Below are 11833 nucleotides of genomic sequence, written 5' to 3'. Positions count from 1 at the left end.
TGCTCACCGCTTTACTGCTTCGGCTTCGGCTTCGGCTTCGGTTTCGGCTTTGACTCCAGCTTTGACTTGCGGCCCACCACGAGCCGCGCAATCGGCCTCTTTCTGCGCCGGGCTGCAAAATGTGTCAGGAGAGAGCACAGCACGAAGAAGATCGACGGCTATGTTGTTTCCCCAGAACACACCTTTCGCGGTGAGGCGAGCCTCTTCCGGGGCAGACCCATCCAGCAGACCCTTCCTCCGGAAGCGGTCAATGTGCTCCAGGATTATCCCCTCGATACGGGGAGCCTCCAGGGAGAGCCCTCCCCGGCGGGTCATAATCAGCATCTCCGGCACCAGCTCTTCGAGCCGGTAGATTCCTCTCTGAAGCGTCCCCAGAAGACGGTTCGCAGCCTCTTCCGCCTCCGATCGCGGAGCAACCATGACCACTCCCGGCTGGGGTCTCATGAGACCTTTCCCGGGAACCCGGCCGCCCGCTCCCGTTCCAAAGGGGAGAACACTTCCGGCACCGTACATCAAGTCGATGTAACGGTAGTCATCTCGTCCCGGCAGAACAACCTTCGTCAGCTCCCGCAGCTCGTACCCGCCACCGTAGAGCAGGGAAAGAAACCGTTGATGAAGCTCCTCTTCCGTTTCGAGGGTGCGATCAAAGGAAATCGCACCGACGCGCACACTCTTCTCCAGGGGAGAATCTTTCTGGAGCATGAGCGAGTAGAAGCTGATGCTATCCACTCCCAGATCAATGGCTCGGCGTGCATCGTCTTCCAGATGTTCCCGGGTCTGACCGGGATAGCTGTAAATCAGATCAATCGAGAGCGTTCCGGGAAAGTTTTTCCTGATCTCTGCCACCCGGCGAAGGGCATGGTCACCGTCGCCGCTGCGAGCCAAGACCTTTCGGCCCTGATCACTGAAAGTCTGAACCCCAAGACTTAACCGGTTCACACCACCCCTCACCAGGGTATCCAGCATCTTTCCGTCCAGATTGTGAAGCGTGGTCTCTACAGTGATTTCACACTGCGACGAAAAGCGGAAAAGCTGTTCCGCCGAGGAGAGAACCGCCGAAAAATCTTCCGGCGAGAGCACCGTGGGGGTTCCTCCGCCGAAATACAGCGCTTCGGCCCGGCCCTCTCCAAAAAAAGGGTGGCCCTGACACTCTTCGATCTGGGAGTGAAGCACCCTTGCGTAGTCCCTGGCGCGTGAGGAGACCCTACCTGGGTCTCCCCCTATTTTTTCCCGGTTCAGGTTGCAGAAGCTGCACAGGCGATCACAAAAGGGAATGTGGAAATAGGCCCCGTAGGGATCACCCCCGGTTTCCCCGGGCAAATGAGCGACCAAAGGTGCTCTTCCGGGCATCTGACCTCCTCCGGCAACGGGACCATGGCGATGGTGGCCCGAAGGGCGTTGGCCCGACGGGGGGTGCCCCGATCTGGGGTCTCCCGATGTCGAAAGCAGATCAGCGATGGCGTGCTGGGCCTCGTGGTGCGAGCGCAGACGTCGGGGAATCTCACGCACAGGAAACCTCCCTCGTTGCGGAAACCCTGGGGAGGACGTAGGGAATCCCCTCCTGGTCGTGGTGAACAACCAGCGAGACACCGTAAACCTGCCGTATAATTTCCCGGGTGATCACCTCCCTGGGGTCCCCGCAAACAAAGACCGCCCCCTCTTTCATGATGGCGATCCTGTCGCACCAGGAGGCAGCCAGGTTCAGATCGTGCATAACCGACACAACCGATAGGCCTTCCCTGGCGACCTTATCCTGTACGGTTGCCATTATTTCGAGGGTGTGGTGGATATCAAGATTGCTGGTGGCCTCGTCCAGGAAGATAACAGGAGCCTCCTGGACAAAAGCCCGGGCCAGAAGAACTTTCTGGAATTCACCGCCCGATAACTCTGTCACCGGCCGGTGAATAAACTCGCTGAGGGACAGATCCCGCAGAACCTGCTCGGCCAAACGGAAATCGTTGCCGCTATACCCGCCAAATCGAGATCCTTTCCGGGAATATCTCCCCATGAGAACGGCCTGAAATACCGTCAGGGGAGCCCGTAACCCCGAGTTCTGGGGAACAAAGGCAACCCTTCGGGCTCTCTCCCGGGGTGTCAGCGACTCCAGGGGAAGACCCGCAAGCTCAATCTCTCCCTCTCGAGCCTTGAGATGCCCGAAGAGCGTTTTGAGTAGTGTTGACTTCCCCGATCCGTTGGGGCCCAGAACTCCCAGGATCTCTCCCGGCTGAAGATCCAGTCCCACGCCTTTGAGACAGGGCCGGAGGTGGTAGTCGAAAAAGAGGTTTCTGACCCTGATCCCGGCAGCTCTTTTCTCACAGGAGGTCACAGGATCATCCCCGAACTTCGCATACGGCAGGCCAGAACGATAAAGAAAGGCGCCCCCGTGAAGGCCGTCACAACTCCTATGGGGATCTCCGTGGGAGCCAGAAGCGTCCGTGCCAGAATGTCAGCCACCAGCAGAAAGACTCCTCCCCCCAGGGCTGAGGCGATCACCAGTCGCGTATTGGAGTGACCCAGAATCAACCGGAGTGCGTGAGGAACGATGAGCCCCACAAAGCCGATCATGCCGCAGAAGGCCACGGAGAAGGCCACAATCAGGGNGCTCACCGCCAGAAGCTCTTTCTTCAGAGCTCCCACCTTGAGGCCCATGGCGTGAGCTTCCTCGTCGCTGCACATGAGGGCGTCCATTTCATGGCGGCGATACAGGAAAAAGGTCGTGGCCAGCACCATTGGAAAAAAGGCGATCCCCACACGAGACCAGGTGGCACCTCCCAGATATCCCATGGTCCAGACAATTATCCGGTAACTGTCCTCCCCGATCGCGTACATNGCAAAGGAGGTCATGGCTCCCAGAAAAGATGAGACCGCTACCCCCACAATAAGGAGCGTTGACACACTGAGCCCGTCTCCCCGCGCGGCAAACCGGAAAAGCAGCAGCGCCGTGGCCAGACTTATGCAAAAACCGATAATCCCGTACCACACCTCGGAGAGACCCAGCGAATAGGCCAGNACGGCACCAGCCACGGCGCTCGCACTAATACCGATAATGTAGGGATCGGCCAGGGGATTCCGGAATACCGCCTGTACTACCGTACCCGATGTGGCGAGCATGGTTCCCACCAGGAGGGCCATGATCACCCGGGGCACTCGCAAACTCCAGATTACGGCGGCGGCCTGAGCCTCTTCCGGAAGTGACCTGCCCACCAGCGCCCGCAGAACCACCTCGGGCTCCAGCGGGACGGCCCCGATCATCACTCCCAGAAGGCAGAGGCCCCCACCAGACAGAAAGACTATCACGAGAAACAGGGAAAACCCCCGTGATCCCGCAGTTCCGGAGAACCTGGATCGCCCCGGATCAGAAACCGCAGATCGGGCAACTTCAGCCATCGCTTTTCCTCCCTGACACCACACGCTCCTTGAAAACAGCACCCAGCCCTTCGAGTCCCCGGGCCCGAACCTTATATCTCCAGCCGAAAATGAATTGGCACAACAAAGGTGATACTCTCCCTCAGAAACTCTTCGGAAAACTCCGCAAAGGGAGCCGCACGGATAACCGCCTCCAGGGCAGCCCTGTTCAAGGCTGGATACCGGGAGGGACTATGAATATCAGGTCCCTCCACGATCGTTCCCGCCGAAGAGAGAGAGAACCGGACCACCACGGTCCCTTCCTGCTCTCTCCGGCGNGCCACCAGAGGATACTGCCGGGCCTTCTCTATTCCCGTTCGGACCTGACCGATGTAGCGCTCCAGAAGATCCTCCCGGGGTGGTTCGGGCCCTCTCTGGTCCGGNATATTCCGGGAGGCCTCACCCGACACAGCTTCTCTGCCTTCGGAGAGATTTTCTCCGTCTGGAGCCTCTTCACCGGGAGATTCCCCGGGAGAACCAGAGGCCTCTGNGGACTTTCCAGGCTCTTCNGGTTCGCCGGGNTCTTCTTCGCGATCACGGGGAACATCCGCCTCCTGATCGGAAGGATCTTCCCGGTCCGGTTTTTCTGCGCTGTCCCGGGCTTCGGGTTTCTGGCTTTCCGGCTCGGAGAGCACCCGGTCGGGTTCCCCGGGTACCCTCCCGGGGAACCCGACCGGGGCAGGAACTCGCTCCGGCTCTTCCGGCCAGGCTCCTATTGCAAGAGATATCTCCCGAGCTTCTCCCGGAGCAGATTGCTCGTCCCGGGAAAANCCTGGCAGGCCAGCCAGAACCAGGCCGTGCACCACCAGCGAAAAAAGCATCGCCACCCTTCCTCTTTCACTGGATCTCATCGGTCACCAGATCTCATCGGTTCCCGCGACGTCTCCGGTCCGGTGAGATAAATTGATTCGCTCTATACCGAACTCTTTCAGAAGATCGATCACGGAAAAGATCACCCCGTAGGCGGCCCCCTCATCACCCCGGATCGAGACCACCGGCGACACTCCCCCAGCGCCGTCCCGGGAAGACCCGAACCAGGAGAAAAGGAACCCCTCCAGCGACTCAAGACAGACTCCCTCGCCGTTCACCCTTAACCGTCCCCCGCCATCAACTGTTATGGCGATATCGGGAACCGCCCCCGGGAGGGACGAGTCTTCCCTGGAAAGAGGAAGGTTCACGGGCACAGCCGGATCCACAAAGACCGAGGTAAGAACAAAAAAGAGCAGCAGCATGAAGAGCACATCGATGAGAGGCGTCATATCGATGCTCACCGCCCTGGAGTGATCATGATACCTGGACGGTGCAAACCGCTTCATAGTCCTCGTCAAACTCCTCCCGGGGAGCCTCCCTGCCACTTTCCTGATTGCTCCTCCTCTCGGCGTCGAAAGAGACGGAGCGCCCGAAAAAATCGTTCAGATCATCAAGGAAATCTTCCATGTTCTCAGCCCTGCGACGGGACAGGCTGTGGAAGATATGAAAAGCCGTCATGGAGGGCACCGCCACCATCAGACCGAACGCCGTTGTAAACAGCGCAACCCGGATTCCTCCCGCCAGGAAATGAATCTCGGCTCTCCCTCCGCTTGCTTCGATTCCCTGAAAAACACCGATCATCCCCAGTACCGTTCCAAAGAGCCCCATGAGAGGCGCCAGGTGGGCTATCGCCGCAAGCACCCCGAGACCCCGATTGAGTTCCCGAATCATGGCGGAGGCCCCCCGGGATATACCTCTTTCCAGGGCCTCCGGGGATTCCTCCCGGTATGCGTCGTAGATCTTCGCCAGCCTGGAGAGCTCTCCCCGGCCATCGACGATAGCACCTCTTCTGCAGTTTCTGATCACCCCCTCCGGACGCTCCNTGGAGCGGACAAAATAGATTGTCCGCTCCACGGAGACAGCCAGGGCAAGGACTGAAGAAACCAGGATGGGGTACATGGGCCACCCTCCCTGAATAAACCAATCCATACGCACTCCTCCCCGGAAGCTACTGCAACGCTTTGTACCGCAGCTCGTAGATTCGGGAAGAATCATCCCCGTTTTCGAGACCCGAAACCTGTACCGCCGAGTGCCCGCTTCCGTCACCGTGCCGGACAATGTACACCCGGTTTCTCACGCGAAAATCTGGAGGCATTCCACCGGCGTTGTAGTAATACTCCTCCCGGTCATAGAGAAAGGTCGCGCTGAAGGGGTCGCTCTCGCTCCCGTCGGCGGTACCGCCTGGAGTCTCGCCAGGCTCGTTGTCGTACCCCACGTAGGTCATTACGTTCATCCGGACCTGGCGGGGCCCCCCCATCATCGCCGGGTAGTCGATCCATCGGAGGGCGTCTGTGTTATAGCCCCCTTCAAAGGTGGCTCCCGTTACGGAATGAACCTCGTCCAGACTGGTCTTGCCGGTGTACCACACCCCACCCGCGCCACCGGAGTCGTAATGCTCCGCCGTGGCACCACTGTTGGTATAGATAAACCTTCCGCTGTCCAGGGCCAGGTCCCACCGGTCCGTAGCGGCGAGGTCTTCATCACCACTGGCAGAGACGCTCCCCGTTGCAAGGGTGACAAACCGGATGCCTCCATCGGGTACTGTCAGGGCCACAGTTCCCTGTGACCCCCGGGAGGAACTGCTGCTCCCGGAATCGAAGGCATCACATCCGGCCAGGACCATCAGCGCCGCCCCAAGCACCCCCAGGAGGATGCCCCTTCCGAAGGAAGATACTCCTTCTCTCATCCTGATCACTGCTTCCATTCTGACTCCTTTCGTGACGACCGCACAATTTTTCTAGAACGTCGCCTCAAATCCGATCGTAAAGAGGGGTCCGTAATAGGGNCCCAGGCTCGAGTTGATGTACCCCGTGAGNTTCTCCACCGCTGCAAAGATCGAGAGATCCCGACCAAGCTCCNTTGATCCCTGTAGATCCAGGCGATAGCGGTGATCCCCGCTGCTCCCTCTCTCATCAGGGTCCAGGGGAGACCAGTAGAGGCAGGACAAGCGGAGCGAGAGTCCCCTGGCTGCATCGTCAAAACCCGCCCGGCCCCGGGCCGTGAGAAAGGGTTCCTCCCGGATCACCGTGGTCTCGCTTCGGTTGTAGGCAAAGAGATACCCCGCTGCTCCCGAGAGGTATCCTCTCCTGCCCAAGCCGATTCGACCCTCCAGGTCCAGACCCGTCCGGAGACTTCGATCCAGGTTTTCCGTCCGGTATATGATCTTCCCGCTCTGGGAATCCTCTTTTCCGGTATCGAGATACATGATTTCCCGGTAAAGCTCGGTGTAATAGGCGTTGACCTGGAAGAAAAAAGTTCCGGTAGNGTACTCGAGACCCAGGTTCCCCCCCAGGCTGTATTCCGGATCAAGGTCGGGATTCCCCGCAATCGTATAAGGCATGGCCGAGATCTGGTTATTGTACAGATAGAGATCGTTGAAATCGGGAGCCCGGTATCCCAGGCCCAGCCCTCCCAGAAGACGAAGTTCCTCTGCCAGGTAATACATGGCCGCCAGGCGGGGTGCCGCTGCATAGCCGTACCGTGAATCCCGTTCCACCCTCATGCCCAGAACCAGTGAATGTTGCCCCTCGTGATACCACTCCCCCTGCACAACCAGAGCCTGCCCATTACGGGAAACCTCTCCTCCCCTTCCTCCCAGGGTCAAAACGTCCCGTTCCATGGTGTTCAGGCTCGCCTCCATGCCCGCCACAACCATCAGACTCTCCTGTATGTCCAGGGTGGCGTAGAGGTCTCCTGCAAGGATATTTTCCCGCTCCGTATCGCCCGAACTCCAGGTTCCAAGAATTCCCGAGTACTGTTCCCGGTCTCGTTGGTAATAGTGGTTGTAGATCTGACCCTGCCACGATATCCGGTCACCCTGAACATACTCTCCCGTGACAAACCCCTCGATGCGGCTGATATCCTGGCGACTCAAACTTCCCTGAAGGTTTGTCTGTTCATCGGAACGCAACGAGAGGAGGCTTCCGCCGAACCGGAGATCCCCCGCCTCAACCAGGGGCAGACGCGATTCAAATCCTGCCTTGATCCGACGATATTCGGGGAGGATCGAGCGGGCCCCCCGCTCGTCAAGGTAGAGGTCTCCCTTCCCTCCATCGAGGGTTATCCGGTTTTCCAGGGGCCCTGCAGAGAAAGTGGCCTGGGCTACCACGGTCTGCTCCCGAAAAGCCGATGCATCGCCGGAGGAACTCTTGTCCCCGTCGGGGTTTTTGTACGGAGGAAGCCCGGAATTTCTTACCCGGACGGTAAGAGATCGATCCCCCGAAGGCGGCACGGTGACAACGTTGATCACTCCCCCGATTCCGTCCGATCCGTAGAGAGCCGACTGCGAACCCCGAACGATCTCTATCCTCTCCACGTCACCCACGGGGAGAGTTGCCCCATTCAACCGCCTGGCGACCCTGCCCGGTANTCGCCGTCCATCTACCAGGAAGAGTACACGGCTCCCCCCCATGCCCTGAATGGTGATGTAATCCCCCATGGCGTTGGAGGTGAACATCAGGCCGTGATTTTCCAGTACCTCAGAAACGGTCGAGGCGTTGGATCGCTGAATGTCGTCCCTGCTGATCACTTCGGTGAAAACCGGGGTATCCTTCAGGCGCTTCCTGACCCGCAGCGCGGTTACGGTGATATCATCCAGGACGATCTCGTCCGCTTCCATCTCCGGTTCAACCAGGACAATCTCGTAGCGACCCCGATCTTCTTCCTCCCGAATCTCTTCACCCGCGGCATCACGAGCCGGAGTAATTACAAGCCCTATAGCAACCAGGAGAGACATCCTCCCCCGCAACGTATTGATCACAGCATCCCCCAACGGATCGTAGACATAACTAACTATATTCGTTATACCTAATTTCAGGAGCGATCCTATCAGGTTTCACCTGGCGGGAACTTGTACAAAGGCGACAATTTTCGGGCCCGTTCCGGGCCCGGCGGGCACGACCCGCGGCGAGATGCACCTATGGAGTATCGAAAATACGAACCTCGGGAACAACTCGAAGGATACCTTCGTTATATTTGGAGTATCTCCGGGTATTCATCCCCCGGCAGAACAGAACGGCTGCTCATGCCCGATACGGACACCTTCCTCTTCATTCACCACCAGGGAATCTGCTCTGTNGGCCTGACCTCAGAAGATATGAAACAGACACCTTCTGTCTGGACATCGCCGCCTCTCAGAGAGCCCCTTCGGGTCTCCTTCAGCCGCATCGGGTTGCTGGTGGGGATCTGTCTCAAACCGGGAGCGGCCCGTACCCTCACGCTTCGTGCCCCGGAGCAGGAGGAACCATCCTCGCCTGAAATGATCCGGGAGGTACCNATCAACCACCGGGAGGCGCTGGAACAATGCCTTACCGGGTCACCCTCCGAGGCTGTGGATCGGGTTCAGCGTTATCTCACGAGTCTGGTCAGCNGATCGTCTCCCGATCGGAGTGCNCTGGCTCACAGGCATGTCCTGGAGGAGCTGGAAGAATTGCAGATTCCCGGCAGACGGGATCTTGTCCGTCTCAGCCGGTGCCAGGGGTGCTCTCTCAGAAATCTGGAGCGGGCCTGCAAGGGCTGCACCGGTTACACTCCCCGGGAATACGCCGCGATCAGAACCTGCTCCAGGGCGCGCCATCTCATCCGAAACCGCCAGTATACGTCCCTCACAGANCTGGCCATCGATCTGGGCTTCTGCGATCAGGCCCANTTTTGCAAGGTCTTCCGCCGCTGGAGCGGCATGAGCCCCGGCAGGTATGCCAGGTACTGCGCCAGCGACGATCAGGCATCCTGAACGCTCCCGAACTNCACCAGTAGAAGGGAACCTCGAGCTTCCCTTCTACTGAAAAAGCCGGTGAACCGCCTGGAGGACGCGGTCGCCCTCGAAGGGCTTGATGATGAAGTCCGAGGCTCCCTTCTGCAGGGCCTCGATCACCTGCCGTTTCTGGCCAACAGCGCTGACCATCACAATTTTGGCCTCCGGATCCAGGGCGCGGATCTTTTCCAGGGCGATGATCCCGCTCTGGTGGGGCATAGAGATGTCGAGAGTAACAAAATCGGGACGGTGGTTCTCGTACATCCGTACCGCCTCGGCGCCATCACCCGCCTCGGCCACAACCTGAAAGGCCTCTTCCAGAATATCCCGCAGACGGACCCGCATGATCGCTGCATCGTCGACGATCAACCCGCGCTTCATTGCCCCTCCTGATCACCCAGAATTCCGATGTTTATTTCCAGGACCCCCATCTCCGAGAGAAGGCGGAGACAGATCGTGGGTACCTCCAGGAAATCAACCTGCAGATCAGAACCGGTGAAGACCGCCGGTGGTGTGATGTGGATGATGTTGTCCTGTCCGGCCAGCTTGATGCTGGCCTGGCCGGTCACCATGTTGGCGATCTCCCCCACGGCGCTGTTTACGAGCTTTCGCAGTTCGCTGGGAAGCTTGTTGGGCATCATCACGTGGGCGATATCCTGGGCAAAGCTCTGGTCCAGGGAATAGACCACCTGACCCCGCACCGACCCGGTTATGCCGATCACAATGGCCACGGGTAATCCCGGCAGGGGAGCCTCCTTGCGGACCAGACTCTCCCGGGACATCCTGATTCCCAGTTCCTTCTGGAATACCGTGACCGCGCTGGTAATAAAGACGTTGGCGTACTCAGCTTTCATCGTGCCTCCTGAACTCCTTCCTGGAGTGGTATAACTATGGTAAAGCGGGACCCCCTGCCGGGGCGCGTCTTCAGGAAGAGCCGGCCCCCCAGGCCCTTGACCTCTTCTTTCACCGCAGCGAGTCCCACGCCCCGTCCCGACACGGCCGAGACCTGGCCTGCCGTGGAAAACCCACTGGAGAAGACCAGCTTCAGCAGTTTCGCGGTGTCCCACGTCTCGCCCTCCCCGAGGAGCCCCTTCTCCCGGGCAATGCGCCCGATCGCCCCGGTATCGAACCCGGCCCCGTCGTCCTCAAAGGAGAGCGAGACCACCCCCTCTGCCACGGTGCTGCTCACCGTGATCTGCCCCTGGGCGGGTTTTCCGGCCCGTTCCCGCTGGTGGGGACGCTCGATCCCGTGGTCCACCATGTTGCGCAACAGGTGGGTGGCGGCGTGGGAGAGGGACTGGTAGTGNTCCCGNTCCAGCAGAAAATTGTCCCCCCGAAACTGGAGATCGGCCAGTCGCTTTCCCCGGCCCGATGCCAGGTCCTGGGCGAGGCGGCGCAATCGCTCTACCAGGGGGGCAAAGGGGACCATCTGCAATTTCCGCAGATGATCGGCCAGGGTCCCCGGGTGAATTTCTTCGTCCCGGAGCTGGTGTTCCCGAAGCTGGTGCTCCAGCTCCAGAAGCTGAAGCCGGGGAATAACCAGGGTCTCGTCGGGAGCGATCCATTCTGCCCCCAGATTTTCCTTCACCGCAAAGAGTTCCTGCCGGTACTGCCGGGAGAGCTCCTCCAGCCCCTCCTGAACCGGGGGGGCGTCGGCGAGGACCATGAAATCGTTCAGGGCGTCCTCCAGGGCGTGGGCGGCGGCCTCGGTTTTCCGGAGTTTGAGATACCCCGCGTTGGCCTTGAAGGTGTGAACCTCCCGCATAACTTCCTCCAGNGCATGGTGCGGCGCCTGGTCGAGTCCCCGGAAGACCAGGGCGTTCAGATGCTCCAGGAGCCGGTCCGCCTCGCGAACCAGGGCAGCAAAATTGTCCCGATTGATCACCACGGAGAGAAGCATCTCCCGAAGCTGGTTCACCCGGGCGATCTGGTCTTCCAGCATACGCCGTTCCGTCACGTCCACCAGAGAACACATGATCACCTTGTCATCGATTGCACGATAGTCGATCTCGATCTGCTTTTCCCGAATTACCAGCTCCTTGTCCAGGAGACCGAAGACGACGTCGGGGGCCGAGGCCCCGGTGAAGATCAGCTCCAGCGCGTCGGCAAAATCCTCCCGATCCTGGTGCTGGTCGTAGAGGAGGGTAGCCAGATGCTCGCCCTCGATCTCCTTCCCGAAAATCTCGAGACACTCCCGGGAGTACTCGGGCCGGACCCGCAGGTCCGCACCAAAGGAGAGAAAGCCCTGGCCCGAGAAATCGAGGAGACTCTGGATGGAGCGTGTCCGCTGCCGGACCTGTTCCTTCTGCTGCTCGATCATGTCTTCCATGATCGATTTCTGTTCCTGGTGGAGGCGGCTGACTTCCTTTTTCTGGTAGAAGTGGCAATTTTGCGGGCGGTTGATGCCGTTGAAGATCGCCTTTGCCATGGCGTAGCAGTCGTTGTACCCGCAGGAGGAGCAGTGGTAGATGTCTTCCGGGCCGTGCTTGTGCATCTCCCGCAGGACCTCGTCCATCTCTTGTGGCGACGGGTCCGAAAGGAGGGAAAACTCGCTGCGGTCCTGGTAGCACCGGGTATAGAGGCCCGGTTCCCAGTACTGGTCCACGAGTTCCCTGATCGCGGCGGGGTCGGAGCGGTGTGGTTCCC

The 11833-nt window shown here is 59.6% G+C and carries 12 protein-coding genes; 1 reads left to right on the top strand and 11 read right to left on the bottom strand.

Annotated features, from left to right (window positions below; translation table 11 throughout):
* Positions 1-3 precede the first annotated feature (3 nt).
* The 8 genes from B071_RS16655 to B071_RS0108200 all read right to left on the bottom strand — a co-directional run bounded on the left by B071_RS16655 (position 4) and on the right by B071_RS0108200 (position 8053).
* Complete coding sequence (locus B071_RS16655; protein WP_083914691.1) at positions 4-1350, bottom strand: coproporphyrinogen-III oxidase family protein; 1347 nt, start codon at positions 1348-1350, stop codon at positions 4-6.
* A gap of 151 nt (positions 1351-1501) precedes the next feature.
* Positions 1502-2326 carry an ABC transporter ATP-binding protein gene (locus B071_RS0108230; RefSeq protein WP_018526626.1) on the bottom strand — a complete coding sequence of 275 codons (825 nt, stop codon included), beginning with the start codon at positions 2324-2326 and terminating at the stop codon, positions 1502-1504.
* Positions 2323-3387, bottom strand: a complete 1065-nt coding sequence (locus tag B071_RS0108225) for a FecCD family ABC transporter permease (protein WP_018526625.1) — start codon at positions 3385-3387, stop codon at positions 2323-2325. The genes B071_RS0108230 and B071_RS0108225 overlap by 4 nt, the downstream gene beginning before the upstream one ends.
* Before the next feature lie 71 nt (positions 3388-3458).
* Positions 3459-4226 (bottom strand): TonB family protein, encoded by a 768-nt coding sequence (locus B071_RS0108220; RefSeq protein WP_018526624.1) that lies wholly within the window; start codon positions 4224-4226, stop codon positions 3459-3461.
* 33 nt (positions 4227-4259) lie between these two features.
* Positions 4260-4721 carry an ExbD/TolR family protein gene (locus B071_RS0108215; RefSeq protein WP_083914685.1) on the bottom strand — a complete coding sequence of 154 codons (462 nt, stop codon included), beginning with the start codon at positions 4719-4721 and terminating at the stop codon, positions 4260-4262.
* The gene (locus B071_RS0108210; RefSeq protein WP_438829657.1) at positions 4690-5334 is read right to left on the bottom strand and encodes a MotA/TolQ/ExbB proton channel family protein; all 645 of its coding nucleotides are present in this window, start codon (positions 5332-5334) and stop codon (positions 4690-4692) included. Before B071_RS0108210 ends, B071_RS0108215 begins: the two co-directional genes overlap by 32 nt.
* Positions 5335-5383: 49 nt before the next feature.
* Positions 5384-6139 (bottom strand): HmuY family protein, encoded by a 756-nt coding sequence (locus tag B071_RS0108205; protein WP_018526621.1) that lies wholly within the window; start codon positions 6137-6139, stop codon positions 5384-5386.
* Between the two features lie 33 nt (positions 6140-6172).
* Positions 6173-8053 (bottom strand): TonB-dependent receptor plug domain-containing protein, encoded by a 1881-nt coding sequence (locus B071_RS0108200; RefSeq protein ID WP_438829656.1) that lies wholly within the window; start codon positions 8051-8053, stop codon positions 6173-6175.
* Between the two features lie 300 nt (positions 8054-8353).
* Between B071_RS0108200 and B071_RS0108195 the strand changes: the two genes are divergently transcribed.
* Positions 8354-9166 carry a helix-turn-helix domain-containing protein gene (locus B071_RS0108195; protein ID WP_438829654.1) on the top strand — a complete coding sequence of 271 codons (813 nt, stop codon included), beginning with the start codon at positions 8354-8356 and terminating at the stop codon, positions 9164-9166.
* 45 nt (positions 9167-9211) lie between these two features.
* Here B071_RS0108195 and B071_RS0108190 read toward each other — a convergent pair whose 3' ends face one another.
* From B071_RS0108190 to B071_RS0108180, 3 genes are read right to left on the bottom strand one after another with little or no spacing between them, the layout of a single operon-like run.
* The gene (locus B071_RS0108190) at positions 9212-9568 is read right to left on the bottom strand and encodes a response regulator (protein WP_018526618.1); all 357 of its coding nucleotides are present in this window, start codon (positions 9566-9568) and stop codon (positions 9212-9214) included.
* Entirely contained in the window at positions 9565-10041 is a 477-nt protein-coding gene (locus B071_RS0108185; protein ID WP_018526617.1) for a chemotaxis protein CheX, read from the bottom strand. Before B071_RS0108185 ends, B071_RS0108190 begins: the two co-directional genes overlap by 4 nt.
* Positions 10038-11615: an ATP-binding protein gene (locus B071_RS0108180; RefSeq protein ID WP_438829655.1), complete on the bottom strand. Its 1578-nt coding sequence runs from the start codon at positions 11613-11615 to the stop codon at positions 10038-10040. The genes B071_RS0108185 and B071_RS0108180 overlap by 4 nt, the downstream gene beginning before the upstream one ends.
* Positions 11616-11833 lie beyond the last annotated feature (218 nt).

This window comes from Alkalispirochaeta alkalica DSM 8900 (assembly GCF_000373545.1).
GTDB classification, from domain to species: Bacteria; Spirochaetota; Spirochaetia; order DSM-27196; family Alkalispirochaetaceae; genus Alkalispirochaeta; species Alkalispirochaeta alkalica.
The sequence above is the reverse complement of the archived record's forward strand: the minus strand, read 5'-3'. Positions and strand labels throughout refer to the sequence as shown.

Excerpts from the sequence above, each read along its gene's own strand:
- B071_RS0108190 (WP_018526618.1), bottom strand. The coding sequence starts at position 9,568 with ATGAAGCGCGGGTTGATCGTCGACGATGCAGCGATCATGCGGGTCCGT.
- B071_RS0108205 (WP_018526621.1), bottom strand. The coding sequence starts at position 6,139 with ATGGAAGCAGTGATCAGGATGAGAGAAGGAGTATCTTCCTTCGGAAGG.
- B071_RS16655 (WP_083914691.1), bottom strand. The coding sequence starts at position 1,350 with ATGCCCGGAAGAGCACCTTTGGTCGCTCATTTGCCCGGGGAAACCGGG.
- B071_RS0108185 (WP_018526617.1), bottom strand. The coding sequence starts at position 10,041 with ATGAAAGCTGAGTACGCCAACGTCTTTATTACCAGCGCGGTCACGGTA.
- B071_RS0108215 (WP_083914685.1), bottom strand. The coding sequence starts at position 4,721 with ATGAAGCGGTTTGCACCGTCCAGGTATCATGATCACTCCAGGGCGGTG.